24 protein-coding genes are annotated in these 25,542 nt (G+C 66.2%); 12 read left to right on the top strand and 12 right to left on the bottom strand.

The window, feature by feature from the left end; genetic code table 11:
• Positions 1 to 9 precede the first annotated feature (9 nt).
• The 6 genes from ABIA30_RS05630 (at position 10) to ABIA30_RS05605 (ending at position 10,292) form a co-directional block, all read left to right on the top strand.
• Positions 10 to 1,512: a PucR family transcriptional regulator gene (locus ABIA30_RS05630; RefSeq protein ID WP_370062857.1), complete on the top strand. Its 1,503-nt coding sequence runs from the start codon at positions 10 to 12 to the stop codon at positions 1,510 to 1,512.
• A 244-nt stretch (positions 1,513 to 1,756) separates the two neighbouring features.
• A complete protein-coding gene (locus tag ABIA30_RS05625) occupies positions 1,757 to 4,144 on the top strand; it encodes a Tex family protein (RefSeq protein WP_370063366.1) in 2,388 nt (795 codons plus the stop codon).
• 288 nt (positions 4,145 to 4,432) lie between these two features.
• The gene (locus ABIA30_RS05620) at positions 4,433 to 5,761 is read left to right on the top strand and encodes a CBS domain-containing protein (protein ID WP_370062855.1); all 1,329 of its coding nucleotides are present in this window, start codon (positions 4,433 to 4,435) and stop codon (positions 5,759 to 5,761) included.
• Positions 5,758 to 7,419: an NRAMP family divalent metal transporter gene (locus ABIA30_RS05615; protein WP_370062853.1), complete on the top strand. Its 1,662-nt coding sequence runs from the start codon at positions 5,758 to 5,760 to the stop codon at positions 7,417 to 7,419. The genes ABIA30_RS05620 and ABIA30_RS05615 overlap by 4 nt, the downstream gene beginning before the upstream one ends.
• Complete coding sequence (locus tag ABIA30_RS05610) at positions 7,419 to 7,877, top strand: hypothetical protein (protein WP_370062851.1); 459 nt, start codon at positions 7,419 to 7,421, stop codon at positions 7,875 to 7,877. Before ABIA30_RS05615 ends, ABIA30_RS05610 begins: the two co-directional genes overlap by 1 nt.
• Before the next feature lie 51 nt (positions 7,878 to 7,928).
• On the top strand, positions 7,929 to 10,292 hold the full coding sequence (locus tag ABIA30_RS05605; protein WP_370062849.1) for an ATP-binding cassette domain-containing protein: 2,364 nt from the start codon (positions 7,929 to 7,931) through the stop codon (positions 10,290 to 10,292).
• Between the two features lie 18 nt (positions 10,293 to 10,310).
• Here ABIA30_RS05605 and ABIA30_RS05600 read toward each other — a convergent pair whose 3' ends face one another.
• Positions 10,311 to 10,928, bottom strand: a complete 618-nt coding sequence (locus ABIA30_RS05600; protein ID WP_370062847.1) for a peptidoglycan endopeptidase — start codon at positions 10,926 to 10,928, stop codon at positions 10,311 to 10,313.
• Between the two features lie 386 nt (positions 10,929 to 11,314).
• Between ABIA30_RS05600 and ABIA30_RS05595 the strand changes: the two genes are divergently transcribed.
• The gene (locus ABIA30_RS05595) at positions 11,315 to 11,764 is read left to right on the top strand and encodes an SRPBCC family protein (protein ID WP_370062845.1); all 450 of its coding nucleotides are present in this window, start codon (positions 11,315 to 11,317) and stop codon (positions 11,762 to 11,764) included.
• Position 11,765: 1 nt separating this feature from the next.
• Here ABIA30_RS05595 and ABIA30_RS05590 read toward each other — a convergent pair whose 3' ends face one another.
• Positions 11,766 to 12,191: a hypothetical protein gene (locus tag ABIA30_RS05590; RefSeq protein WP_370062843.1), complete on the bottom strand. Its 426-nt coding sequence runs from the start codon at positions 12,189 to 12,191 to the stop codon at positions 11,766 to 11,768.
• Between the two features lie 93 nt (positions 12,192 to 12,284).
• Positions 12,285 to 12,644, bottom strand: a complete 360-nt coding sequence (locus ABIA30_RS05585) for a hypothetical protein (protein WP_370062841.1) — start codon at positions 12,642 to 12,644, stop codon at positions 12,285 to 12,287.
• 106 nt (positions 12,645 to 12,750) lie between these two features.
• On the opposite strand from ABIA30_RS05585, the gene ABIA30_RS05580 reads away from it, so the two are divergent.
• The 3 genes from ABIA30_RS05580 to ABIA30_RS05570 all read left to right on the top strand — a co-directional run bounded on the left by ABIA30_RS05580 (position 12,751) and on the right by ABIA30_RS05570 (position 14,585).
• Positions 12,751 to 13,551, top strand: a complete 801-nt coding sequence (locus ABIA30_RS05580; RefSeq protein WP_370062839.1) for a ketosteroid isomerase family protein — start codon at positions 12,751 to 12,753, stop codon at positions 13,549 to 13,551.
• A gap of 82 nt (positions 13,552 to 13,633) precedes the next feature.
• The gene (locus tag ABIA30_RS05575) at positions 13,634 to 14,206 is read left to right on the top strand and encodes a hypothetical protein (RefSeq protein ID WP_370062837.1); all 573 of its coding nucleotides are present in this window, start codon (positions 13,634 to 13,636) and stop codon (positions 14,204 to 14,206) included.
• Positions 14,207 to 14,234: 28 nt separating this feature from the next.
• Positions 14,235 to 14,585 (top strand): DUF732 domain-containing protein, encoded by a 351-nt coding sequence (locus tag ABIA30_RS05570; protein WP_370062835.1) that lies wholly within the window; start codon positions 14,235 to 14,237, stop codon positions 14,583 to 14,585.
• Here the strand turns inward: ABIA30_RS05570 and ABIA30_RS05565 are convergent.
• Complete coding sequence (locus tag ABIA30_RS05565; protein WP_370062833.1) at positions 14,571 to 15,371, bottom strand: SGNH/GDSL hydrolase family protein; 801 nt, start codon at positions 15,369 to 15,371, stop codon at positions 14,571 to 14,573. The two genes, ABIA30_RS05570 and ABIA30_RS05565, sit on opposite strands and share 15 nt — an antisense overlap.
• A gap of 62 nt (positions 15,372 to 15,433) precedes the next feature.
• The gene (locus ABIA30_RS05560; RefSeq protein ID WP_370062831.1) at positions 15,434 to 16,231 is read right to left on the bottom strand and encodes a hypothetical protein; all 798 of its coding nucleotides are present in this window, start codon (positions 16,229 to 16,231) and stop codon (positions 15,434 to 15,436) included.
• Between the two features lie 81 nt (positions 16,232 to 16,312).
• Here ABIA30_RS05560 and ABIA30_RS05555 point away from each other — a divergent pair, with 81 nt between their 5' ends.
• Positions 16,313 to 17,080: a class I SAM-dependent methyltransferase gene (locus tag ABIA30_RS05555; RefSeq protein ID WP_370063364.1), complete on the top strand. Its 768-nt coding sequence runs from the start codon at positions 16,313 to 16,315 to the stop codon at positions 17,078 to 17,080.
• Here ABIA30_RS05555 and ABIA30_RS05550 read toward each other — a convergent pair.
• The 7 genes from ABIA30_RS05550 to malQ all read right to left on the bottom strand — a co-directional run bounded on the left by ABIA30_RS05550 (position 17,077) and on the right by malQ (position 24,529).
• The gene (locus tag ABIA30_RS05550; RefSeq protein ID WP_370062829.1) at positions 17,077 to 17,529 is read right to left on the bottom strand and encodes a nuclear transport factor 2 family protein; all 453 of its coding nucleotides are present in this window, start codon (positions 17,527 to 17,529) and stop codon (positions 17,077 to 17,079) included. The genes ABIA30_RS05555 and ABIA30_RS05550 overlap by 4 nt on opposite strands.
• Positions 17,520 to 18,401, bottom strand: a complete 882-nt coding sequence (locus tag ABIA30_RS05545; RefSeq protein WP_370063362.1) for an LLM class F420-dependent oxidoreductase — start codon at positions 18,399 to 18,401, stop codon at positions 17,520 to 17,522. Before ABIA30_RS05545 ends, ABIA30_RS05550 begins: the two co-directional genes overlap by 10 nt.
• 5 nt (positions 18,402 to 18,406) lie before the next feature.
• Positions 18,407 to 19,723: a serine/threonine-protein kinase gene (locus ABIA30_RS05540; protein WP_370062827.1), complete on the bottom strand. Its 1,317-nt coding sequence runs from the start codon at positions 19,721 to 19,723 to the stop codon at positions 18,407 to 18,409.
• A gap of 32 nt (positions 19,724 to 19,755) precedes the next feature.
• Positions 19,756 to 20,817 (bottom strand): 2Fe-2S iron-sulfur cluster-binding protein, encoded by a 1,062-nt coding sequence (locus ABIA30_RS05535; protein ID WP_370063360.1) that lies wholly within the window; start codon positions 20,815 to 20,817, stop codon positions 19,756 to 19,758.
• A gap of 41 nt (positions 20,818 to 20,858) precedes the next feature.
• Positions 20,859 to 21,758: a metal-dependent hydrolase gene (locus ABIA30_RS05530; protein ID WP_370062825.1), complete on the bottom strand. Its 900-nt coding sequence runs from the start codon at positions 21,756 to 21,758 to the stop codon at positions 20,859 to 20,861.
• A 127-nt stretch (positions 21,759 to 21,885) separates the two neighbouring features.
• Positions 21,886 to 22,320, bottom strand: a complete 435-nt coding sequence (locus ABIA30_RS05525; protein ID WP_370062823.1) for a hypothetical protein — start codon at positions 22,318 to 22,320, stop codon at positions 21,886 to 21,888.
• Between the two features lie 58 nt (positions 22,321 to 22,378).
• The gene (gene malQ / locus ABIA30_RS05520; protein ID WP_370062821.1) at positions 22,379 to 24,529 is read right to left on the bottom strand and encodes a 4-alpha-glucanotransferase; all 2,151 of its coding nucleotides are present in this window, start codon (positions 24,527 to 24,529) and stop codon (positions 22,379 to 22,381) included.
• A 104-nt stretch (positions 24,530 to 24,633) separates the two neighbouring features.
• Between malQ and ABIA30_RS05515 the strand changes: the two genes are divergently transcribed.
• On the top strand, positions 24,634 to 25,500 hold the full coding sequence (locus ABIA30_RS05515; RefSeq protein WP_370063359.1) for a sterol desaturase family protein: 867 nt from the start codon (positions 24,634 to 24,636) through the stop codon (positions 25,498 to 25,500).
• The last annotated feature ends 42 nt before the right edge of the window (positions 25,501 to 25,542 follow it).

The raw sequence follows: 25,542 nt of genomic DNA, 5'->3' as shown, positions 1-25,542 counted from the left end.
CGTTGGACGGTGAGCATCACGGTCCGAGAACTACTGGACGCCCCGCACCTGCAGCTGCGGCTGCACTCAGGCAAGTCCGGACTGGACCGGCAGGTGACCTGGACTCACACCTCAGACCTGCCGGCACCGTGGGAATGGGTCAGCGAGGGCGATCTGCTGATGACCAACGGCATGTCGTTTCCCGCCGGTGCGGCCGAACAGGAACAACTGCTGGAGGAACTGCAACGCGTCGGAACCAGCGCCCTGGCCATCGGCGAGCAGATGTACTGCCCAGAGCTCACCCAGCGATTCACCCGGGCCAGCGAGCGATTGCACTTTCCCGTGCTGTGGATCCGGTATCCGATGCCGTTCGTGGCGATCGCCCGGACCATCGCCGAAGCCACCCTGCTCGAGCAGTCGCAGCGGTTGATGCGTACCGCCCGGATCTATGACACGTTGCGGCGCACCACATCTGCAGGCATCGAGCGATCTCGGATCGCGGAGGCACTGACCAAGGAACTGCGCTGTCCGGTATTCGTCTGCGATCGGGTCACCGGACTGGCCTACCACCCGGACGGGCCGCACCCGGACGCCGCAGTAGCCCAGGCGGTGTGCACCGCGTCGCTCGGCACCTTGGCTGCCGGGTCACGGTCGATAGTCACCGCAGACGGCACCGAGGTCTTGGTCGGTGAAGTGCCGACTCATGACGACGCGGTGCTGGCCACCGTCCGGCACGGCAATGCAGCGCTCGACGGCGTGCTGATGCAGCACGCCGCGACCGTGGTGGCGCTCGAACTGTCCCAGACACGTCTGGCCCTGGAACACACCCGACGCTCCGGCGCGGAACTCACCGCGCAGCTCATCGACGGCCGCGCGGACGATCGGGCCACCCGTCGCCTGATGGTCTCCACGGGTCTGGACCCAGCGCAGGCGATCTTCGTCTCAGCTGTGTGTGATGACGGACAGCGCCTGCGGGACCTGCATGTGGCGCTGTGGCGCCGGCGTGTCGCGCACCTGTCGGTGTTCCGGGCCGGTGTCGCGCACGCCGTGGTGCCCGGCGGCGACGGGTCGATCGAGGCGATCGCGACCTCACTCGGCTCGACGGCCAAGATCGGGGCCAGCCGGACCTTGCGAACCGTCGGCCGGTCTGCCGAGGCGGCGCGGGAAGCGGCCTGGGCACTGGGTACCGCGCAACGAACCTCGGATTCGGTGGTGCGTTACGGCTCAGCGACACCGTGGGCCGGGGTAGGCGGGGTGGAAGATGCCCGGGCCCTGGTGCAGCGCTGGCTGGGTCCACTCGTCGAACACGACGCGGTGCACCGCACCGGGCTGGTCGAAACGCTTGAGGCGTTCCTGGACAACCAGCGTTCCTGGCAGCGCACCGCCGCAGCGATGAACGTGCACCGGCAGACCGTGCTCTACCGGGTCCGAAAGGTCGAAGAACTCACCGGCGCTCAGCTGTCCGATACCGCCGACATCGCGCAGCTCTGGCTGGCGCTGCGCTCACGTGACTTGCTGGAGGGGCGTAGCTGAGGCTCAGCCGGTGGGTGCCGAAGCCCGGATGCCGCAGCCGCGCCGGGTGTTCTTCGCGGCGTACATCGCCGTATCGGCCTGCCGCGTGGCTGCCACCAGGCTGTCGTTGTAGCTCAATTCCGGCCTGCGCCGGGATCTGGTCGAAGTGTCGTGAGCACCTCACCCACGGGCGGGCGCGCCTGCCCGGGTGCTGTCAGCCGCATTGGGTAGGGTCCAGCGCGTGAATTCGAGCGCCAACCCCGCCGTGAAGTCCGTGAACGCCCGTCTGGCCGAGGAGCTGGCCGTGGCCGAGGGCCGGGTAGCGGCCGCTGTCGGCCTGCTCGACGAGGGGGCCACCGTGCCGTTCATCGCGCGGTACCGCAAGGAAGTCACCGACAGCCTGGACGACGGTCAGCTACGCACGCTGGAGGAACGGCTGCGGTATCTGCGCGAGCTGGATCAGCGCCGCGACGCCGTGCTGGCCTCCATCGAGGAGCAGGGCAAGCTCACCGACGAGCTGAAGCGCGCGCTGTTGACGGCCGACACCAAAGCCCGGGTGGAGGACATCTATCTGCCCTACAAGCCCAAGCGGCGCACCAAGGCGCAGATTGCCCGCGAGGCTGGGCTTGAGCCGCTGGCCGACCGGTTGCTTGCCGACCCGTCGCTCAACCCCGAGGAGTTGGCAGCGGAGTTCCTCGGTGAGGAGGTGGCTGATGCCGCCGCAGCGCTGGAGGGTGCGCGGCACATCCTGGTCGAGCGGGTGTCCGAGGACGCCGAACTGGTCGGCGCGGTACGGGAAAAGTTCTGGAACGACGGCAGTCTGCAGACCAAGCCGTGGTCCGAAGCGGCCGCGAAAAGCCCTGCGGCACAAAAATTCCGTGACTACTTCGAGTACGCCGAGCCGCTGGAGCAGATGCCCTCGCACCGAGTGCTGGCGGTGTTGCGCGGTGAGAAGGAAGAAGCGCTTTCGCTGAGTTTCAACGGCGGTGACGACGAGCTGTACCAGGCGATGATCGCCCGTTCTCTCGGCGTCGACAGGGGAGCCGGTGGTGCCGCGACGCCGTGGTTGACCTCGACCGTCGGCTGGGCCTGGCGGACCAAGCTCAGCATCTCGGCCTCGGTCGATGCCCGGATCAAACTGCGCCAGCGCGCCGAGGAGGACGCCGTCGCGGTATTCGCGAAGAACCTCAAAGACCTGCTGCTGGCCGCACCGGCCGGCACCCGCGCCACGCTGGGACTGGACCCCGGTTTCCGCACCGGCGTCAAGGTTGCGGTGGTCGACGGCACGGGCAAGGTGGTGGACACCTGCGCCATCTATCCGCATCAGCCGCAGAACAAATGGAACGACGCCAAGGCCACCCTCGCGGCACTGGTCGCCCGGCACAATGTCGAGTTGATCGCCATCGGCAACGGCACCGCGTCGCGTGAGACCGATGCGCTGGCAACCGAACTCATCGCCGACCTGAAGGCCGCCGGCGCCAAGGGGCCGGCCAAGACCCCGATCAGGGCGATGGTCAGCGAGGCCGGCGCTTCGGTGTATTCGGCGTCGGCGTACGCGGCGCACGAACTACCCGAACTGGACGTCACGCTGCGCGGCGCGGTGTCGATCGCCCGCCGCCTGCAGGATCCGCTGGCCGAGCTGGTCAAGATCGAACCCAAGTCCATCGGGGTCGGCCAGTATCAGCACGACGTCACGCCCGGAACCCTGGCGCGCAGTCTGGACGCGGTGGTCGAGGATGCGGTTAACGCCGTCGGCGTGGACCTGAACACCGCGTCGGTGCCGCTGTTGGCCAAGGTCTCCGGCGTCACCGAGTCGCTTGCCGAGTCGATCGTGTCCCACCGCGACCAGGCCGGGCCGTTCCGCAGTCGTGCCGCGCTGTTGGATGTTCCTCGATTGGGTCCCAAGGCATTTGAACAGTGCGCGGGCTTCTTGCGGATCTCCGGCGGGGAGGACCCGCTGGATGCTTCCGGGGTGCACCCCGAGTCCTACCCGGTGGTGCGGCGCATCCTGGACCGGTCCGGTGTGACGCTGGCGGAATTGATCGGCGATGAGCGCAAGCTGCGGTCGCTGGCGCCCGCGGATTTCGCCGATGAGCGCTTCGGCATCCCGACGGTGAGCGACATCCTGTCCGAGCTGGAGAAGCCCGGACGTGACCCGCGCCCGGCGTTCTCCACCGCGACGTTCGCGGCCGGCGTCGAGAAGGTAACCGACCTCAAGGTCGGCATGGTGCTGGAAGGCGTGGTGACAAACGTCGCCGCCTTCGGTGCCTTCGTCGACGTCGGTGTGCATCAAGACGGTCTGGTCCACGTCTCGGCGATGGCCGATCGGTTCGTGTCCGACCCCCATGAGGTGGTCAAGTCGGGCCAGGTGGTGAAGGTCAAGGTTCTCGAGGTCGACGTGGAACGCCAACGGATCGGGTTGAGCCTGCGGCTGAACGATGAGGCGCAACGGCCGGCCGGCCGAGGGGAGCGGCCTGCGGGTCCGCGCCGGGACGGCGGTGGGCAGAACCGCGGGGACCAGGGCCGTGGTGGCCAGGGCAACGGAGGTCAGAACCGTAATCAGGTGCGCGGCAACAACTCTGGTCGTCGGGAGTCGGCGGCGCCGAGTGGCTCGATGGCGCAGGCTCTGCGGGACGCCGGCTTCGGCCGCTGACCGACCGAGCGCGGTCGAACGGCACACGCTGACGCCAGTGTGTGCCGCTGGTGATCTCCAGCCAATCCACAGAAGATCTGTGGTGCAATTCCCTCGTGGCAACTGATCGGCGGTTCCCGCCATGCAGGTATGTTGATGCGTGCTCGCGGTGTCGTGATCGGTCACTCGGGTTGGCGAAATCCGTTTGTTTGCAGTCGATTTACTAAACGGTAATCCGAATCGACCTCAGGTCCGTATTGCCCGAGCGCTGCCGTCACGATCGGCCGTGCCGTACTCGAAGGAGTCGCTATGAGCAAATCAGGGAAACCGGCCGACACTGGAGCCGAGAATCCGGTGATGCATTTTTCGGAACTGCTCAAAGCGCCGGTGGTTTCGCGTTCCGGCGAGGCCGTGGGCAAGGTCGACGACATCATCGTCCGATTGCGCGGAGCAGAGAGCTATCCGCTGGTGACCGGATTGGTGGTCGGCCTCGGTGGCCATCAGGTCTTCGTGCCCGCGGAGCACGTCAAGAAACTCGCCACCGACCAGGTAGAGCTGACCAAGAACAAGGTCGACCTGCGGGCCTTCGGCCGCCGCGAGGGCGAATATCTGCTCAAGGCCGACATCCTCGACCATCGATTCATCGATGTTCCGAACGCCGAGTTGGTCCATGCGTATGACCTGGAGCTGGAATCCACCGCAGACGGCTGGATCCTGGCGCGACTGGACACCCGTAAGCCGTCCCGGCTGTTCGGCCTGATCAAGGCCAGCGGGGGACATGCCAGCCGGGACTGGCGTGCGTTCGAGCCGTTGATCGGCCACGACAAGTCGATGCTGGTGCGTCGTGTCGAGGGCCGGGTGAACACCCTGAAGCCGGCTCAGATCGCCGACCTGCTCGAAGACGCCACCGAGGCGGAAGAAGACGAGATCCTGGATCGGGTTCGAGAGAACCCCGAGCTGGAGGCGGATGTCTTCGAGGAACTGGATCCCGAGAAGGCCAGTCAGCTCTTCGGCGACATGCCTGACGTCGAAGTAGCTGCGGTGCTGGGACGGATGCGTGCCGACGATGCCGCCGATGCGGTGTTCGACCTACGTCAGTCGCGCCGCCGCAAGGTGCTTGATCTGCTTCCGCACGGGCAGCGCACCAAGGTGATCACGTTGATGGGTTTCAACCGCGAGTCTGCCGGCGGTCTGATGAACATCGACGTCGTCACCTGCGCCGCGGACGCCTCCGCGACCACCGCCCTTGGCCTGATTGCCGCAGCGCGTTCATTGCAGCCCGAGGCGCTGCTGAAGATGCACGTGCTCAATACCGATCAGCAGCTGATCGGCGTGGTCTCGGTGATACGGCTGCTGCAGGCCGACCCGGCCGGCGCCGGCGTTTCCGAATTGATGGATCCCGACCCGGTGCGCGTGTCGCCGGATGCGGATCTGACCGACATCGCCTTGCTCATGTCGGATTTCAACCTGGCCACTGTGCCGGTCGTCGACGACAACGACCGGCTGCTGGGTGTGGTGACCTACGACGACATCCTCGAGGCGCTCATACCCGAGGACTGGCGCCGGCGCGAGCCTGCGCCGCGTCCGATCCGCGACATCGGCGCAGGGCCCGGCCGTCCGAACGGAACACGGCCATGAGTGCGCCCGAATCACCTTCTCAGCCAACACCTTCAGCGTTGCCACGGCAGCCGAGCGCCGTTCTGGATTCGGCGCATCTCGGTGACATCGAGGGCGCCTTCGGCAAGATCAGCGTCAGCGACCCGGACAGCGGCTCGACGCTGAAGACCCGGTTGCTGACGCTGGCGGCGATTCTCGGCCCCGGCATCATCGTGATGGTTGGCGACAACGACGCCGGTGGGGTGGCGACCTACGCCCAGGCCGGCCAGAACTACGGCTACAGCCTGCTGTGGACGCTGTTGCTGTTGATCCCGGTGCTGATCGTCAACCAGGAGATGGTGGTGCGCCTGGGAGCGGTCACCGGCGTCGGGCATGCCCGACTGATCAACGAGCGGTTCGGCCGCGGCTGGGGCTGGTTCTCCGTCGGTGATCTGTTTCTGTTGAACTTTCTGACCATCGTGACCGAGTTCATCGGCATCGCGCTGGTGGCGGACTACTTCGGGGTGTCCAAGTACATCGTCGTGCCGACGGCGGCGGTGGCCCTGGTGGCGATCATGGCCACCGGCAGTTTCCGCCGTTGGGAACGCGCCATGTTCGTGTTCATCGCGATCACCCTGCTGCAGATACCGATGTTGTTCATGTCCCATCCGCGCTGGGGCGAAGCAGCGAAATCGTTTGTGGTGCCTGGTATTTCCGGGGGCGTCAGTTCGGATGCGGTGCTGTTGATCATCGCCATTGTCGGTACCACGGTGGCGCCGTGGCAGTTGTTCTTCCAACAGTCCAACATCGTCGACAAGCGCATCACCCCCCGGTTCATCGGTTATGAGCGTGCGGACACGGTGATCGGCGCGTTCGTCGTGGTCATCGGTGCGGCGGCGTTGGTCATGGTGGGCGATTGGGCTGCCAACTCCACCAACCAGGTGGGCAATTTCCAGGACGCCGGAAATGTCGCGGACCTCCTCGGCCGGAACAATCACGCCCTCGGCAACATCTTCGCGATCGTTCTGATGGATGCGGCCATCGTCGGTGCCGCCGCGGTCACGCTGGCCACGAGCTACGCGTTCGGTGACGTGTTCGGGATGAAGCATTCGTTGCACCGCGGATTCAAGGACGCCAAGCAGTTCTACGTGTCCTACTGCGCCATGATCATGCTGGCCGCGGCCGTCGTGCTGATTCCGAATGCCCCGCTTGGCCTGATCACCACCGCGGTGCAGGCCTTGGCAGGTCTGCTGCTGCCCAGTGCCAGCGTGTTCCTGCTGCTGCTGTGTAACGATCGGGAAGTGTTGGGGCCCTGGGTGAATCGCCCGTGGCTCAATTGGCTGGCCGCGGTCATCGTCGGTGTGCTGTTGATGCTGTCCGGCATTCTGATGGCAACGACGTTGTTCCCCAAGATCAATGTCGTCACTGTCAGCGAGTACCTGGCGATCGGCCTGGCCGTCGCCGGAGTATTGGCCTATGTGGCACTGCGGGCAATGTCGAAACGCCAACCTGCGGGACCGGCGTTGAAGGACATCGCCGAGTTGGATCGCGATACCTGGCGGATGCCCCCGCTGGCCCTGTTGGAGCCGGTCACCTGGAACCCGGCCACCCGGCTGGGCATGATCGGGTTGCGCGCTTACCTGGTTGCCGGAGCGGTCCTGCTCGTGGTCAAGGCGTTCGAAGTCAGTCGCGGTGGTTGATGGCCAGAGCACAACACACCCGGGCCATCGGTCGCATCCGGTCGTGGGTGAGTGTGAGCGCTGCGCTGGCCCTGTTGCCGTGGATCGTCTACCTGGGCGCCACGTTGCCGCAGGACTACACCGCTGAGAACTGGCGCGGGACTTGGATCGGATTCGACGTGGTGCTGGTGGTGTTCTTGTCGGCGACCGCGGTGCTGGGCTTCCTGCACAGTCCACTGCTGACCGTTTTCGCATTCACGACCGGCGTGCTGCTGGTCTGTGATGCCTGGTTCGACATCATGACCGCCCGCTCAGGAGATCGGCTCACCTCGATCCTGTCGGCTGCGTTCGGTGAATTGCCGCTGGCCGCAGTGTTGGTCGGTGGCACACTGCGGATCGTCCGGCTCAACATCCCGCCGTTCTCCCGTCGGCTGTCGATACGTGAATTCCTCACCGGGCCGGGCCGGGACCGTCGTTGAGATCAGGAATCGAGAAGCACCCGGACCGGACGCACCGCTAGCGTAGGCGCCATGGCCAGGACATCACACGCTGCCGACAGTCATGACCTGATCCGGGTCACCGGGGCTCGGGAGAACAACCTCAAGAACGTCGATCTGGAGTTGCCGAAGCGCCGGCTGACGGTGTTCACCGGGGTATCGGGCTCAGGTAAGAGCTCGTTGGTGTTCGACACCATCGCCGCCGAATCGCAACGGCTGATCAACGAGACCTACAGTGCCTTCGTGCAGGGTTTCATGCCCTCGCTGGCCCGGCCGGACGTCGACGTGCTGGAGGGGCTGACCACCGCGATCATCGTCGATCAGCAGCGGCTCGGTGCCGATCCGCGCTCGACGGTCGGCACCGCCACCGATACCGGGGCGATGCTGCGCATCCTGTTCAGCCGGCTGGGGACCCCGCATATCGGCTCGCCCCAAGCTTTCTCGTTCAACGTCGCCTCGATCAGCGGCGCCGGCGCGGTGACCTTCGAGAAGGGTGGACGGACGGTCAAGGAACGCCGGGACTTCAACATCGTCGGCGGCATGTGCCCGCGATGTGAGGGACGGGGCGCGGTCAACGACATCAATCTGGCCGCGCTGTACGACGACACCAAGTCGATCAACGACGGTGCGCTGACCATCCCGGGGTTCAGCATGGACGGCTGGTACGGGCGAATCTTCAACGGCTGCGGCTTCTTCGACCCGAACAAGCCGATCAACAAGTTCACCAAGAAAGAGCTCGATGCGCTGCTGCACAAAGAGGCCACCAAGCTCAAGATCGACGGCGTCAACCTGACCTACCTCGGCCTGATCCCGCAGATCCAGAAGTCCTTCCTGTCCAAGGACGTCGAGGCCATGCAGCCGCACATCCGGGCGTTCGTCGACCGCGCGGTGACCTTCACCAGCTGTCCCGAATGTGCCGGCACCCGACTGTCGGAAACGGCACGGTCGTCAAAGATCAAGGGCGTCAACATCGCCGACGCCAGCGGGATGCAGATCACCGATCTGGCGCAGTGGATCGGCACGGTCAAGGACAAGTCGGTTGCGCCACTGGTGGCCGCGTTGCAGCACACCCTGGATTCGTTCGTCGAGATCGGCCTGGGGTATCTTTCGCTGTCCCGGCCGGCCGGCACCCTTTCAGGCGGAGAAGCGCAGCGGGTCAAGATGATTCGTCATCTCGGATCCTCGCTGACCGACGTCACGTACGTGTTCGACGAGCCCAGCATCGGCCTGCATCCGCACGATATCGAGCGAATGAACGACCTGTTGATCCAGTTGCGGGACAAGGGCAACACCGTCCTGGTGGTGGAGCACAAACCCGAGATGATCGCGATCGCCGATCATGTCGTCGACCTCGGTCCGGGTGCCGGTTCGGCCGGCGGTCAGGTGGTGTTCGAGGGTCTGGTGGAGGAGTTGCGGCGCAGCGACACTGTCACCGGCCGCCATCTCGACGACCGTGCAGAACTGAAGGTCGAAGTACGTAAAGGCAACGGCGCATTGAAGATTCGAGGTGCCAGCGCCAACAATCTGCAGGACGTCGACCTCGACATCCCGTTGGGGGTGCTGGTGGTCATCACCGGGGTGGCCGGTTCTGGCAAGAGCTCGTTGATCGACGGTTCGGTGGCCGGCCGTGAGGGCGTGGTGTCCATTGACCAGAGTCCGATCCGTGGGTCGCGACGCAGTAACCCGGCAACGTATTGTGGTGCGCTGGAACCGATCCGGAAGGCCTTCGCCAAGGCGAACGGAGTAAAACCCGCACTGTTCAGCTCGAATTCAGAGGGTGCGTGCCCGGTGTGCAACGGCGCCGGAGTGATTTACACCGAGCTGGGTGTGATGGCCACCGTCGAGTCGACCTGTGAGGAATGCGAAGGCAGGCGGTTCGGTGCCTCGGTGCTCGAATACACCCTCGGTGGGCGCAACATCGCCGAAGTGCTGGCCATGCCGGTCGGCGACGCCGCACGGTTTCTCGCCGATGGCGAGGCCAAGGTGCCGGCGGCGCAGAAGATCCTGGACCGGATGACCGATGTCGGATTGGGCTATCTGACGCTTGGTCAACCGTTGACCACGCTGTCCGGTGGGGAGCGGCAGCGGTTGAAGCTGGCCGCGCAGATGGCCGAGCAGGGCGAGGTCTATGTCCTCGACGAGCCTACGGTCGGGTTGCACCTCGCCGATGTCGACCAACTGCTGGGATTGCTCGACCGATTGGTCGATGCAGGCAAGTCGGTGATCGTGATCGAGCACCACCAGGCGGTGATGGCGCACGCCGATTGGTTGATCGACCTGGGCCCCGGCGCCGGGCATGACGGCGGCCGAGTGGTGTTCGAAGGGTGCCCGGCCGATCTGGTGGCGGCTCGCGCCACGCTGACCGGCCGGCATCTGGCCGACTATGTCGGCCGATAGCGCCCGTTCGAGTTCGTCTCAGGCCGGCATACCCGGCGCCGGCGGGGCAGGTGCCTCCGGTGCGGCAGGTGCCTGCGGGCCGGCAGGTGCTTCGGGAGCGATGTTGGCCGCCGCCATGACGATCGGCGCGCCCGGCGGAGCGATGTCCGGGGCCGGCAGGTCAGCCGGGCCCGGCGGAGGCGGCGGAACGTCCATCGGAGCGGGTGCGGCCATGGGCGCCGGGTCCCCGGCGGGCGGATCGGCCGGAGCGTTCTCCTCCATGGCCGTCGGCAGGTACATGTGGTGGGTGAACTGGCGCTGGTAGGCGCCGCCGCCACCGACGCGGACGCCGCCACCCTCGCCGCTGGAGACCGGCGTGCCGTCGGGCAGCGTCACGGCCGTGTGGCCGCCATTCCAGCCGATGTTCAGCGCACCCGGCTGAGTGCCGTAGACGAAGCCACGGGCGCGCAGGGCGGCCTCTTCGTTGCCGGTGTTGAACCGGTTGCCGTAAACAGGGCGACCGGAGGCCGCGTTGGCCACCCAGGAGGCCAATCCGGAGCAGTCGGTGCCGTGCGGTGAGTCACCGCCGGTGACGTACGGAGTACCCGACACCTGATTGACCAGAGCGATCAGGGATGCGGTCGCAATAGCAAACATGCGGATGGACGCTAGCAAGAAAAATTCCGAGTTAGCAAAATTCTGTGTCTGCCATCACATTTCGGCAGAACTGTGGTGTCCGCAACATCCCTGTTTAACTGGATGATGTTGGTGCATAGGCAGATTCGAGAACTCGCAGGTAGTGCGTCTAATGTATTGCCATGCATAGCCTTTGTGCAAATGCAAGGTCACGGACGTCGTTGTGGAGCTGTAATCAGCTAACTTTCAATAGTGCTGAGGGTGGATCTTGCCGGGCCGCGGCCGTTGCTGAACCGGTCAAGTGCCCCGATTCGGAGGCGGGAAAACACCAGGTCGGACCCGCGCATATATCGCGTATATAAGGAGTCGGACCCACGCATATATCCGGACCCGTACGGTTGGGCTCCATGTGGATCGTGCAGACCAGGCGTCGACTCACTGCCGAGGTGCCCGCGCCGCCGGCGCTGGTGCGTGATTTCTACACCGACCTGCACAATATGACGCTGGTGCATCCGCTGGTGGTGTCGGTGGACCGCGTCCACCGACGTAGCGATGCGGCGGGCGACTTCAGTGACTATCTGGTGCGCGACCGGATTCCGATCGGGCCGCTGAATCTGTCGGTGACGTACCGCGCCTCGATACTCGTCGACCCAAAAGGGTTCGTTTACACCGAAGCCCGCCAGTTCCCGCAGGTGAAGCTTTCGGGAGCAGTGACATTCGATCCCAGTGCGACGGGCACGACCATCACCGAGAACATCGACATCAGCGCGCCGAGACCGCTGGCGGCGTTCACGGTCGGGCAGGCCGTCAAAGCCCATACCGCCATGTTGGCCGCCATCGGCTGCCACTTCGAGTGAATCAGCCGGGGAAGAACCCGTCCCCGGTGAAGATGCCGGGCTGCCAGCCCTGCGCGCCCAGACACAGCATCGGCCGGCCATCGGGAGCCTGTGCGGCGCTCTGCGGTCCTGGGCACGGCGAGCCGATCGGCTGGACTCCCTGGATCGGGTACGAGTACACCCAGAAACCGGTACTGACCGGTGGCCACTGATTCGGAATCCAATGGCAGGCCATGGACTCGCCGCCGGGGCCGCGGCCGAAGATGAAGGTATCGGTGTTGTCGCAGGGTGCGCCGCTTGCGGCCTGGTAGTTCATGCCGGGCACGTCGGTGGGGTAGCGGCCGGAATCGTCGTTGCCGCCCAGTGCCGGGTCGGCACCGGCGATCGGTGCCAATGCGACGGCGGCTCCGGCGAATGCGACGGCACCCACCGTGATTGCGCGAAACATACTGCGTGTCTCCCCTCGGACGAAACTCCCCTAGGCGTTTGCGGCAAAGCCTAACGGCTGGCGCTGCGCCGTCGGCGGGTTTCGCTGGACCGGTTACTCCGGCGCGTCGAGCACGCTGACAGCGATTCCGTACGGCAGAAAGCGGACTCGCCGGGTCGGATCGGTGTTGTTCTTGTTGGCGCGCAATGCGTCAAGTTCGGACGGGTAGGCCTCCTCGATGTGCGCACCACCATCGGCGCCGACCGTATGGACGACCCAGATCCCGTCTCCGGCGGCACCTGCGGTCGCCGGCTCGTGTTCGGTTCGTGGCTGCCGCGCCAGATCGCCCAGCAGCGAGGCCCAGTTCGAGCCGCGAGCCAGCCGCTCCAGCGCGTCCCGGATGCCATCCCCGGCATCCCGGAACGCCCGGTCGAAGTCCTCGGGGTTGATGCCGAAAGGCCCGCTCTGGCTCATGGCTGCTCCTGGGTTCCGTCGCTGTAACGACCAGTGTGCGCCCACTGGTGCGGTGGCCGCCATGTCCGGTCGTGGAGGTCGGATGGGCGTGAGGGACGATGGTGGCATGTCCGCATCGACACCACGCAGCGCGCGGCTGGCCGCTGTCGAACGTTCACCTCAGGCCGTTGTCGCACACGATCGAGCAGCCTGGGTCGGCCTGTTCGGTGCCGACGGCCAGGTCGAGGACCCGGTCGGTTCCCGCCCACATGTCGGGCGCGCCGCCATCGAGCGGTTCTACGACACCTTCATCGGTCCGCGCACCATCACGTTCCGCCGGGATACGGACATCGTGCTCGGCGACACCGTGGTGCGCGACGTGGAGTTGGAAGTCGTGATGGGTAAATCGGTGCGGATGCGCATCCCGGCTTATCTGCGCTACGACTTGACCGATGTCGCCGGTGAACTCAAAATCACGCGGTTGCAAGCCTTTTGGGAACTCCCGGCGATGATCGGGCAATTTGTACGCAGCGGGGTGGCTGCCGTCCCTGCCGGTCTGGGCCTGTCCGGTGCGCTGTTGCGCAATCAGGGCCTGGGTGGTGCGGGCGGATTTCTGACGGGGCTGCGCACCGGCGGCCGCCGGGCCAAGCGGCTGGTCAGTGAAGTGCTGACCGCGGCGGCCTCCGGAGACGAGCTGGCCGTCAGACGGCGGCTGTCCGAGCCGGTGCAGATCACGCGGGGCGACGGCGTCCGCATGGGCATTTCGGAACTGGCGGCCGAACTCGCCGGAGCCCGGGTGCAGAAGCTGATCGCCGCCGGCCGGTTCGTCGTGGCCGGGACCGACCGAAACGGCGAACGGGGCGTCGTGATCGCCGAAATGACGCCGGGTCGTCCGGCCATCGGCGCACTGCGGCTGTTCGTCGAATAACCCCGTCGGCCGAAGACACTCGTCGACGTAAACGCCGACCTTGCTGTCGTGCCGCGGGCGGGCATGAGACTGTATTCAGACAATGTCAGAGCAGTCAGAATACGAAGCCCTCAGCTATGAGGAATTCGGTCGCCGGTTCTTCGAGATAGCCGTTACCGAGGGGCGCGTCGGTGACGCGATCGGCACCATGGCCGGCGACGAGTTCTCGATGGGCCCATTCGCGCAGGGACCAGGCAAGATCGCCAAGATCTCGGCGAATGTCCGGATCAAACAGCCGATCGTCACCCGCAACCTGGGCGAGCACATCGACTTCGCGATCCGCATCCCGCTGGAGATCGATCTGACGATCGACCTCCGGATCGACCGCCCGAAATTCCTGGTGTTCGGTGAGATCAACCTGCGGGCCAGGGCGGTGGCCGCCAAGCCGCTGCTACTCATCCTCGACGTGCAGCGTCCGCGGGCTTCGGACATCGCCATCCATGTCACCTCGTCGTCGATCCGTGCCGAGTTGGTTCGGATCGTCGGCAACGTTGACGGCGAGATCCGCAGGTTCATCGCGTCGCACGTGGCCGGTGAGATCAACAGTCCGGGTGCGCAGAAAGCCAAGATCATAGATATCGGATCGATGATCGACTCTGCCTGGACAGGCATCTGACAGACCCCTGGCCTACCATCGGCAGCTGATGAAGAACATTCTTGCTGCGGCGGTGCTGGTCGGTGTTGCGACCTTGACGGCGGTTCCCGCCCATGCCGACGACACCGCCAGCTCGTTCATCAATTCGCTGAGCAATGCCGGCCTGACCTTGCCGAACGCCTCCGATCCGGTGGCGCTGGGGCAGTCGGTGTGCCCGATGCTGTCGGAGCCGGGCCAGCACGTCGCCGATGCGGCCGCCAAGGTGGCCGATGCGTCCGGAATGTCGCTCGGACCGGCGACGATGTTCACCGGCTTGGCCATATCGGCGTTCTGCCCGGGCGTCGTCTCGGCGGTCGGCAATGGGCAACCGCCGTTGCCGCTCGGCCTACTCGGCTTCTGAGAACACCCGCGCCTCGCTGACCGGCTCCAACATCGGTCGTCTCGGGCCACGTCCATTGGCCGCTGACCTGCCCCGCAGGTGTCGCCAGATCCACGGCATCAGCATGTTCTGGCCCCAAAGTGCCTGCGAATACATCCGCGATCGAAATCCGGGGAGCACGACATCCGGTCGCGACACGGCCCAGTCGTGGTTGCTGCCGGGCAGTCGCAGTGCTTCGGCCGCTGCCTCGGCGAACAGATGATGCCCGCGGGGGGAGCCGTGCACCCGATCAGCGCTCCAGGTCTGCGGGTCGGTCATCGACGACGCCGAATACAGATCAACCAGACACAGATCGTGCCGCGCTGCATCGGCGCGGATCACCGCATTGATCTGCTGTACCCGGCTGCTGAGTAGCCGACCGGCCGGAAGAATCTGCGCGATATTCGGGAACGTCGTGACGACCACGGTGGCGCCGGTCGCCGCGAGTTCGGCGTGCAACACGTTCAGCTCGTCCAGTGCCCGGTCGAAGCTGCGCCCCGGCCGGGTGACATCGTTCATCCCGATGCAGCTGGTGATCAGGTCGGGCTGCATCGCCTGCGCGGCGGCCAGTTGATGATCGAGGACATCGCGGATCCGCCGGCCGCGCACCGCCAAGTTGGCGTAGTACAGGCCCGGCCACAATCCGTCGATGCGCAGCGCGAGACGGTCGGCGAAACCGTGGACACCACGGGTGTCGTCGCCGTCCCACAGACCTTCGGTCTGGCTGTCGCCGAGGGCGACGTATCGGGCATATCCGCCACGGGTCACGTTGCTGACTGTAATAAATGACCGGCGATTCCTCAGCGCGGCGCGCGCCGGTAGACGTCCAATCAGCCCAGCCAGAACCACTCCGGTGCCCGTCCTACCGCCCCGAGTTGGCCGGCAGCCTCCTCGAGTACCGTCCGGGGGACGTCCATCTCCCATTCGGGCATGGTGACCAGCAGGCGGATGGCCTGAGGCTCGATGGCCACCGAGGTCAGGACCAGGCCGCGCGGCAGGTTGGGCAACCGGACCGGAACCGGCGGAACCAGGCGGGGGATGGGGATTCGGGCGCGGCGCACGGCCAGCTTGCGCGGAGTGAACCAGAGGGTGGAGTCGTGCAGGCTGATATCGACCTCGATGCGGACCCCGGGCAGCCGCGACAGCCCGATCTTGGCCACCCCGTTGGGGTCGACCGCACCGGACAGGCCGGCCAGCGTGGGCAACGAGTTGCGGAGTAGCGGATCGATCGCTGTTGACGGCACCTCGATGGAGAAGTCGATCGGTCCGGCGGTCAGTACCGGTGGCATCGACGGTCGGATCCGCAGGTTGTGCAGCGTGGCTCCACCGGAATTGAAGTCGATCCCATTCCACCGCAGGCTCCGGGTTGCCAACTCGGCCTGGCCCAGCTTGCCCACCGACATGCCGCGGACGTCCGGCTCGGCGTTGAAGGAGTTGATGGTCATGGTCAACTCGCCACCACCCATACGCGCCGTGATCCGGCGACCGACTGCGAAGGTGCGTAGCGCCTTGAACGTCGCCTGGTAGAGCGCGGCTGCGCCGGTGTTCATCGGGTAGGTCGCCGCATTCCACCACGCGGATGCCAGCTGGCCCAGCTGCCAATCCCAAGGGCGTGGCGGATCCGTCATGATGTCCAGAATGCCCTGTCAGGCGGCCGCTGGGAATGTGGGCGACCACTGTACGGTCGAATCGTGGCTGAGTCCCAGGAACTGCACCGACAACGACAACGCGCGGACTCCTTCGGCGGTGCGGCCCGGGCCTATGACACGCACCGGCCGCGGTACCCCGAAGCTATGTTCGACGACCTGCTCGGCGGCCGCGCTGCCCGGGTGCTGGACGTCGGGGCCGGAACCGGGATCGCGTCGCAGCAGTTGGTCGACCACGGTGCCGAAGTTCTTGCGCTGGAACCAGATCCGAGAATGGCCGAGCTGGCCCGGGGCAAGGGCCTGACGGTCGAGGTGGCGACCTTCGAGGACTGGGACGACGCCGGACACGGATTCGATGTGATCCTGTTCGCGCAGTCGTTCCATTGGGTCGATCCTAAAGTCGCCTTGCCGAAGATCCGCCGGCTCTTGCGAAGCGACGGGGGCGGCGGCACCTTGGCGCTGGCCTGGAATCGCTTGTTCCCGGTGGTGCCGTCACGCACCGACTTCGCAGACGTCTACCGCGATTTCATCGATGGTGCTTCACCTTTGGTGACGGCCGCCCCCACCGGTGGCACCGGGTCGGGGATGGACAGTGGCGGATTGGTTGCCGACTTACAGCGAGCCGGGTTCGTGGTCGACAGTCGCACGTATGTGAGAGGCGAGCAGTACAGCCGCGAGCGATGGCTGGACCTGGTGTTCACCTACTCCAACCACCTGGTGCTCGAACCGGAGCGAGCGCGTGAATTGCGAAGCAGGCTCGGCGAATTGATCGGGGAGGACGGCGTTCAGGTCGGCGGCGACACCCTGCTGATCACCTGCCGGCCGGCCTAGTCCCGGAGTTTGCGGATCGGCCGGGTCTCGATGGCGTTGAGGGTCAGTGCCCGCCGGCGAATGCGCCAGCCTTGCGCCGTCGGCAGGTACTCGTCGTCATAACGCAGATGCCACACCACGTCGGTCACACCGTCGTCGGACCGCGTCCAGTGATGGGCTACGCAGACGATCCTTCCGGTGGCGTGCCCGGGCCCGTCGGCATAGACCTCGCCGACGATCTCGTGCTGGGTACGGGTGAGCGCAGCCAGGGCGGCCATCGCCGCGCGGACCCCGTCCGGTCCACGGCGCACCAGCGTCGGCTCCAGCTGTGCAGGCGGTTCTGGCAGATGCATTTCCGCTGTCTCGGTGAACAATTCGACGACCTCGTCGAAACGGCGGTCGTCGACGTAGGCGGCGTAGCGGTGCACCAGGTCGGACAGGGCCAACCGGTCCGCGATGGTCAACGACACGGCGCCAAGCCCAGCCTCTCGGCGCAGGCCGACAGCATGTCCTTGGCTTCTTCGATGTCGGTGACGACCGGCATCGCCAGCACCACGCGATGAGCGCCCAGGTCGGCCAGTCGTCCGGCACGATCGGCGTCGACCTTGGTCACCAGGTGTCCCAACGAGAGCTCCAAGGCGTCGGGATCGCGCCCGGCCTGCTCGGCCGACTCACGCATGACGGTGATCAGATCGGTCAGCTCCGCACCCGCGACGCCCAGCGGCTGCAGTCCGTCGCCGCGACGGCCGGCTCGTCGGGCAGCGGCGCGGCTGTGTCCACCGATGTGGACGGGAATCGGCGAAACCGGCTTGGGATAGCATGCGGCCCCGGCGAATTCGAAGAACTCCCCGTGAAAGTCCGCGCCGTCGGGGTGGTCGGACCACAGCAGCCGCAAAACGTCTAGCTGTTCGTCAGCCCGCCGTCCCCGCGACTCGAACGGCACCCCGCACGCTTCGATCTCCTCGCGCAGCCAGCCCATGCCGACGGCGAGCCGAAGACGCCCGCCGGACAACACATTCAGCGTCGCGGTGCGCTTGGCCAACACCACCGGATGATGGTTCGGCAGCACCAGCACACCCGTGGCCAGGCCCAAGGTGGTGGTCTGCCCGGCAAGGAAGGCCAACAGATCCAGCGGATCAGGTACCGGGCAGTCCGCGGCGAGCTCCACCCGACCGGACGCATCGTACGGGTATACGCTGGAATACCGCGTCATCAGGACCGTATGCTCCACCACCACAATGGATTCGAATCCACAGGCCTCAAGATGACGGGCGAACTCGGCCATCCACACCGGGTCGGCGGTGACCCCGGCGGCCACCGGTGCAACCACCGCATACCGGATCGTCATCAGCGTCTCCTGCTGCGGCGGATCTCTTCCCAACACTGCAGTCGAGTCTGGCCGGTCTGTTGCATGCACTCGCGAATCGGAGACTCCTCTTCGGGTTGGGGTTGTTCGGTCGTTTCGGCAGTGGTGGTGGGCACCGCGCTACTGGTCGGTGCGGGTGTCGAGGGTGCTGGAGGTGCCGGCTGCGTGGTGCTGGGCGGTTCGGTGGTGGTCGGCGGCACGGGGGCAGGAGCCGGGACCGATGGCGGCGGCAGTACCTGGGACGTTGTGCTGCGCGCTGGTGCACTCGGCGCCGGCCGCTTGTGCTTGGGATGGTCAAAAGCCATGACCGCCAACACAATCACCGCTGCCAACAACACGATCATGACTGCCGGTACCAGCAACGAGCGTCGCGATCGGGTGCCGCGCAGCAGGGCTGTCGGTTCGGCGTCCGGCGTCATCAGGGCGGTACCGGTGGGGGACAGGCGGGTCGCGTCGGCGCCGGCCGGACCGAGTTGATGAGCCAGCGCGCGGGCGAAGTCGGCGCATCGGTCGAACCGGTCGTCGGGGTTCTTGGCCAGGGCCTTTGTCAGCACCGGATCCGCGGAGGACAGTTCGGGCAGTCCCAGCGACGGTGGCGGGGCCGTCAGATGCTGGCCGATCACCACCGCAGGATTCGGGTCGACGAACGGTGGCGACCCGGTGAGCAGGTGAAAAGCGGTGGCCGCCAACGCATATTGGTCAGCACGGCCATCGAGAGCGATGCCGGTGAGCTGCTCTGGTGCGGCGTAGGACACTGTGCCGATGGTCATGTTGGTGGCGGTCAGGCCGTTGGATTCATCCGCCCGGCGGGCAATGCCGAAGTCGGCCAGCATAATTCGCTTGTCACCCGGCCCGTCCCCGCCGATCAGGATGTTGGCGGGCTTGACGTCACGGTGCAGCAGGTTGCGGTGATGCGCATAGTCCAGGGCGTCGGCCACGGCAGCGACGATCTGGGCGACCTGAGCCGGGAGCATCCGGCCGCCGGTCTCGCGCCGCAACAACTGGCCGGCATCGAGGCCGTCGACGTAGTCCATCGAGATCCACAATTGCCCCTGGTCCTCACCGCGGTCGTACACCCCGACGATGTTCGGGTGTGACAGGGTGGCGACCAGGTCGGCTTCGCGCAGGAACCGTTCCCGGTAGTCGCGGTCCGCGGACACCTCGGTGCGAAGGACTTTCAGCGCATCCTGGCGGGGCAGGCGCGGATGCTGGGCGACGTAGACCTCGCCCATGCCACCGGTGCCCAGGCACCGCACGATGATGTATCCGGCGAAGCGGGATCCGTCGGCCATCGGCATGCGGGCATCGTAAACCGACCGGTCTGGCGGTATTACAGGTCCAGCGTCAACTCGTCGTCACCGCGGGCACGGGACACGCAGATCAATGCCAGCCCGGCGTCGTGCTCGGTCTCGGTCAGCAGGGCGTCACGGTGCTCGACCGCGCCTGCCAGAACCTTCACCCGGCAGGTGCCGCAGAATCCCTGCTGACACGAATACGGCGCGTGCACACCGGCTTTGGTGAGCGCGGTCAGCAGTGTCTCGTCGGCGCCGACCTGCACGGTCTGGCCGGTCGAGGCCAGCTTGACGGTGAACTCCCGGCCGTCGATCACCGGCGGTGCGGCGAAACGCTCGAAATGCAACTCGATGTCGTCCGCGCCGACCAGGTGGGCGCGAATGACGTTCAGCATCGGCGCCGGCCCACAGGTGTAGACCGCGGTTCCGGGTGTGCAGTGGCCCAGCAGGTCGTCGGCTGACGGCAGGCCGTCGACATCATCGGTGCGGATCTGGACCCGGTCGCCGTAGCGCGTCAACTCGTCCAAGAACGGCAGGGTGTCACGGCTGCGGCCGACGTAGAGCATCGACCAGTCGATGCCGAGCCGTTCGGCGCGCGCCAGCATCGGCAGGATCGGTGTGATGCCGATGCCGCCGGCGATGAACCGCAGCGTGCGCGTCGGCGACCCGAACCCGGGAACCGACAGCGGGAAGGCGTTGCGTGGGCCGTTGGTGGTGATGATGTCCCCGACGGCCAGCCGGTGCGCTTCGATCGATCCGCCGCCGCCATCGGGGATGCGCCGCACCGCAATTCGGTACGAACCCTGCTGATCGGGATCGCCGCACAGCGAATACTGCCGGACCAGACCGCTGGGCAGATGGATGTCCAGGTGCGAACCGGGGTGCCAGCGTGGCAACTCGACGCCGTCAGCGCTGACGAACGTCAGTGCGACCACATCCTGATCGTGCGCGACCACCTCGCGGTCGGCGATCCTCAGCCGGATGGTGCGTTCGATGGTCGCCTGCGGAGGTGGGCGCCGGATGGTCGACGACACCCAAAACGAGCTGCTGACCACCATGTCGGCCACGGTCACCAGCAGATCATGCGGCAGCAGGCCCAGCACGCTGGGCGGCGCCAGGCGTGAGCGGAAGCGGCGCGTCCTCACTGGTGCGCGGCGCGGGCGGCGGGGGAGGCAGCCAGATACGCCACGGCCTGCGCGGTCGAGCCCATCGCCTCGGGGCTGTAGTTCGGCTTGAAGTACACCAGGGTCTGGAGGAACAACAGGTTCCAGTATTTCGGCAGCAATCCCAGCTTGGAATCGCGCATCCGGAGCCGCTGCGAGCGCCACCAGCCCAGGTTCAATTGCGGATCGGACTTGACCAGGAAGCGCATGCCGCGCTGGAAGAACACGTACATCAGGATCGCCACGACGCCCATCGCGCGGATGCGGTCGAAGTAGCTGTTGCGAAAGTACGTCGCGACCTCGTGGGCCACCGAGCGATGCTCGACCTCCTCGGCGCCGTGCCAGCGGAACAGGTCCACCATGACCGGGTCGGCGTCGTAGTCGTCCCAGCTGCAGTTGAGCACGAAGTCGCCGAGCACTGCGGTGTAGTGCTCGACTGCGGCGATGAACCACAGCCGCTCGATGAGGTTGTTCATCTTGCGCCGCGAGTTCCTGGATGCGGTCGGAGCCAGGATCTCCTCGAAGACGAATTCCACCTGGTCCAGCATCGGCGTGACGTTCATGCCGCTACGCACCAGATAGTCGTTCATGACGGTGTCGTGGGCCTCGGCGTGCATGGCCTCCTGGCCGATGAAGCCGCGGACGTCCTCGGCCAGCTTCGGGTCCTTGATCAGCGGCAGGGCCTCGTTGAAGGTGTCGATGAACCAGCGCTCACCGGCCGGAAGCAGGATGTTCAGCAGATTCACCACATGGGATGCGACGGGATGGCCGGGAATCCAGGACATCGGCTTGTCGGCCGTTGCGAAATGCACATTGCGGGCCTGGATCTGGACCGGGCCCGGGTCCACCTCGTAAGAGAACCGTTGCGGTTGCAGCATGACTCGGCCACCTCCGGAGTTGTTGAGCGTCGTTGCCGGTGAGCCAGTCTATGCGGTTAGGTGGGAACAGCGGTACCGGGTTCTTCGGCGAGTCGGTCGAGCTGTCCTATCGGTGCAGGTCGCAGGCCTACATACCCGGGATACTCATCCCCGGCTGCGGGCCAACCGGCGTCGCCTGCACCGTGGTGACACCGTTGGAGCCGACCTTCGGCCCACCACCCACCTGGGCGCCGCCGCCACCGGCTGGCGTGGTGTCCGGTGTGGCGTCCTGGACCGCCTTTGTCGTGCAGTTGAGCATCAGGATCATCCGGCCCTGACCACTGAGCTTCTGCTGATCGACGATGCACTGGGCCTGGGGCACGTCGCTGCCGACCGAACCGCCGAACGTCGCGCGCACGCCCTGTGACTTGAGAATCGACACCGCCCGGGCGTAGGACTCGCCGACCACGTTCATCGCGTTGGACGAGCCCCCGACACCCGGATCGGATGCGGCGACAGACGTGCCGAACACTGCGGCAGAACCCATCGCCGCGGCTCCAGCCAGTACTACGAGCTTGTTCACCAGACCTCCTTGCGGTACTAGCGAACATAGCGCAGATGCTGGTGAGGGCAAATCTGATTCACCGGCTCTCTGGTGTGGCGGCACCACTGATCACCTGGGCCAACGTCGCTGCGCGCGGGTCGGTGAAGACATCCTCGAGCAGCAGACGGCGGCCGTCGGGCCCGCACAGCGGCACCCGCCAGTTCGGGTATTCATCGGTGGTGCCGGGTTGGTTCTGGGCGCGTACGTCGCCTACTGCGTCGGGCAGCGCCAGGGCCAACAGACGTGACGGCGTACGGCGCAGGAAGTGGTAGAGCGCCTGCACCACCTGATCGGTGTCGGCCGCGTTGTCGGCGTCGATGTTGGGAGCCAGCAGTCCCATCGTCTGCAGGAGCTCCAGCCAACGCTGCCGTTCGGCCCGGTCGATCGCGGTTTCCTGGTCGAACGGGCGGGTCAGCAGTCCGAGTTGTTGGCGGATCCGTAGATGTTCGCCGACCAGGTAGCCGGCTGTGGGCGGCAGATCGTGGGTGGTGACCGTCGACAGGCAGTACTCACGCCAGCGCTTGGCGGGCAGCGGCCCGCCGTCGTCGTCGGTCTCGAACCACAGGATCGAGGTGCCCAGCAGGCCGCGGTCGCGTAGGTAGTCGCGCACCCACGGCTCGACGGTGCCCAGATCCTCGCCGACCACCACCGCGCCCGCGCGGTGGGCCTCCAGTGCCAGGACACCGACCATGGCCTCGTGGTCGTAGTGCACGTAGGTGCCTTCGGTCGGCGCGGCGCCGGAGGGCACCCACCACAACCGGAACAGTCCGATGATGTGGTCGATGCGCACCCCGCCGGCGTGCCGCAGCACGGCACCCACCACTGCCCGAAACGGCTCGTACGCCTGTGCCGCCAGGCGGTCCGGGCGCCACGGCGGTTGCGACCAGTCCTGACCGAGCTGGTTGAACTCGTCGGGCGGCGCACCGGCGCTGACCCCGGAGGCCAGCACATCCTGCAGTGCCCAGGCGTCGGCGCCGCCGGGGTCGACACCGACCGCCAGATCGTGCATGACGCCCAGTGCCATTCCGGCCTGGGTTGTGGTGGCCTGTGCGGCGGTCAGCTGATCGTCGAGCTGCCATTGCAGCCACCGATGGAAATCGACACTGCCGCTGCGCTTTTCAGCAAATACGCGGACCGCTGGGCGGTCCGGGTGGCGGAGCTCCAGTGGCCAGCGACGCCAATCGGCGCCGTGCTTCTCGGCCAGCGCACACCACACGGCGAAGTCGTCGAGGCCGCGTCCCATCCGGGACCGGTACGCCGTGTAAGCCAACTCGCGGCCCGCCGACCGCTTGACCCGGTACAGCTCCTTGAGCGCTGCCCGTTTGGTCTTCCAGACCTGATCCCGGTCGATGAGTTCGGAGCGGGTGGCACGTGCCCGGGCGGCCGCGCGGGCCTTACCGAACTTCTCGCGGTCGGGTACATCGGTGTACTCGGGGATCGCCTCGACGCGCAGGTACAACGGATTGGCGAAAAGGCGCGACGTGGGCAGGTATGGCGATGGCTCCATCGGGGCCACGGGCGCAGCGGCATGCAGCGGGTTGACCAGGATGAATCCGGCACCGTGACGACTCGCGGACCACACCGCCAGATCCACGAGATCAGTCAAATCGCCTATGCCCCAAGAGTTTTTGGACATAACGCTGTACAGCTGGGTGGCCAGTCCCCAGGCGCGGCCGGTGCCAAGGCGTCCGGGCAACTCGAGCCTGTCGGGCGCGACGAGCAACGGGGTGCTGGCGTCGACCGTACCGGCCTGTACGTGTATCCGGTGGTAGCCCAGCGGCAGGTCGGACGGTAACTCGAAGGACGCCTCCCCGATCAACTCGTCGTCCTGGCGGAACGGTGCGCGGTTGTTCTCGAGCTGGCGCAGGCCGGCTCGGACGGTGCCGTCCTCCAGCCGAATCCACACACCCACCGGATCGCCGTGGCTGACGTGCACCCAGAAGCTCGACGCCTGGCCGGCGCGGGCGATCACGGTCGGCGCCAACGTGCGCCGCCAATAGGACTGTTCGTGGTCGGCCAGCGCGGCGGTCCGCTCGTCCTCGGTCGCCGCCGCGACTCCGAGTGCGGCGAGCACCGCCACCAGCGTCCGGGCGCTCACCGTCTTGGGCGCACCGGTCCAATCCACGTACTCGGTGGCGATCCCATGGCGATGGGCAAGCTCGACCAGTGACGCGGCGCGGTCCGTCATGGCTGCAATCTTGCCGGTAAACCCGCGCGGCACCTGCTGGATACGCTGAGTGTGGAGGTGTCGACGTGGACCCAAAGCTGTTCTCGGACGTGCTGCCGACCTTGATGGACGACCCGGTGTCGTATGCGATTCCGTTCTTCGTGCTGGCATTGCTGCTGGAGTGGTCATCGGCGGCAAAGCTGGTGCACGACGGGACGCAGCGTCCGCCGGCCGGCGCGTACCTGCGGCCCGATGCCCTCTCGAGCCTCTGGATGGGTCTGGTCTCGATCGCCACTAGTGGCCTGTTCAACGCCATCGCCCTGATCGGCTATGCGGCGTTGTATGTCTACGTGGCGCCGTGGCACCTGCCGGCGAATGCCTGGTACACCTGGGTGATCGCGATCGTCGGCGTGGACCTGATCTACTACGTCTATCACCGGATGGCGCACCGGGTGCGGCTGTTCTGGGCCACCCATCAGGCGCACCATTCCAGTGAGTACTTCAACTTCGCCACCGCGTTGCGGCAGAAATGGAACCCCAGCGGTGACATGTTCATGCGCGCGGTGTTGCCGTTGCTGGGAGTGCCGCCGTGGATGGTGTTCGCCAGCTATTCGATCAACCTGGTGTACCAGTTCTGGGTTCACACCGAGCGCATCGGAAAGCTCGCCAAGCCCATCGAATTCATCTTCAACACCCCGTCGCACCACCGCGTGCATCACGGCATGGACCAGCAGTACCTGGACAGGAATTACGGCGGCATCCTGATCATCTGGGACCGCATGTTCGGTAGCTTCCGGGCCGAGACCTCGCGGCCCAACTACGGGTTGACCAAGCCGGTGGGCACCTACAACATCTGGAAATTGCAGACCCACGAATACGTGACGATGTTCCGGGACATCAGAGGCGCCCGGCGCTGGCGGGACCGCGTGGGCTTTCTGATGGGCCCGCCCGGTTGGCAGCCGGCTGACCCGGAGGGTGCTGCGATCAGCTGAGTAGACGCGCAGGTCAGTGGAAACCGCTGTCTGGCAATCGAA

This window comes from Mycobacterium sp. MAA66, assembly GCF_041261665.1.
GTDB lineage: Bacteria > Actinomycetota > Actinomycetes > Mycobacteriales > Mycobacteriaceae > Mycobacterium.
Note: the sequence above shows the minus strand (reverse complement) of the source record. Positions and strands in the feature narration are given on the sequence as shown.

What these genes read in the sequence shown, in the direction of transcription:
- ABIA30_RS05610 (WP_370062851.1), top strand. Translation starts at nt 7,419, where the DNA reads ATGGCCAGAGCACAACACACCCGGGCCATCGGTCGCATCCGGTCGTGG.
- ABIA30_RS05515 (WP_370063359.1), top strand. Translation starts at nt 24,634, where the DNA reads ATGGACGACCCGGTGTCGTATGCGATTCCGTTCTTCGTGCTGGCATTG.
- ABIA30_RS05615 (WP_370062853.1), top strand. Translation starts at nt 5,758, where the DNA reads ATGAGTGCGCCCGAATCACCTTCTCAGCCAACACCTTCAGCGTTGCCA.
- ABIA30_RS05530 (WP_370062825.1), bottom strand. Translation starts at nt 21,758, where the DNA reads ATGCTGCAACCGCAACGGTTCTCTTACGAGGTGGACCCGGGCCCGGTC.
- ABIA30_RS05620 (WP_370062855.1), top strand. Translation starts at nt 4,433, where the DNA reads ATGAGCAAATCAGGGAAACCGGCCGACACTGGAGCCGAGAATCCGGTG.
- ABIA30_RS05560 (WP_370062831.1), bottom strand. Translation starts at nt 16,231, where the DNA reads ATGACGGATCCGCCACGCCCTTGGGATTGGCAGCTGGGCCAGCTGGCA.
- ABIA30_RS05600 (WP_370062847.1), bottom strand. Translation starts at nt 10,928, where the DNA reads ATGTTTGCTATTGCGACCGCATCCCTGATCGCTCTGGTCAATCAGGTG.
- ABIA30_RS05570 (WP_370062835.1), top strand. Translation starts at nt 14,235, where the DNA reads ATGAAGAACATTCTTGCTGCGGCGGTGCTGGTCGGTGTTGCGACCTTG.
- ABIA30_RS05590 (WP_370062843.1), bottom strand. Translation starts at nt 12,191, where the DNA reads ATGTTTCGCGCAATCACGGTGGGTGCCGTCGCATTCGCCGGAGCCGCC.
- ABIA30_RS05540 (WP_370062827.1), bottom strand. Translation starts at nt 19,723, where the DNA reads ATGCCGATGGCCGACGGATCCCGCTTCGCCGGATACATCATCGTGCGG.
- ABIA30_RS05580 (WP_370062839.1), top strand. Translation starts at nt 12,751, where the DNA reads ATGTCCGCATCGACACCACGCAGCGCGCGGCTGGCCGCTGTCGAACGT.
- ABIA30_RS05595 (WP_370062845.1), top strand. Translation starts at nt 11,315, where the DNA reads ATGTGGATCGTGCAGACCAGGCGTCGACTCACTGCCGAGGTGCCCGCG.
- malQ (WP_370062821.1), bottom strand. Translation starts at nt 24,529, where the DNA reads ATGACGGACCGCGCCGCGTCACTGGTCGAGCTTGCCCATCGCCATGGG.
- ABIA30_RS05585 (WP_370062841.1), bottom strand. Translation starts at nt 12,644, where the DNA reads ATGAGCCAGAGCGGGCCTTTCGGCATCAACCCCGAGGACTTCGACCGG.
- ABIA30_RS05575 (WP_370062837.1), top strand. Translation starts at nt 13,634, where the DNA reads ATGTCAGAGCAGTCAGAATACGAAGCCCTCAGCTATGAGGAATTCGGT.
- ABIA30_RS05605 (WP_370062849.1), top strand. Translation starts at nt 7,929, where the DNA reads ATGGCCAGGACATCACACGCTGCCGACAGTCATGACCTGATCCGGGTC.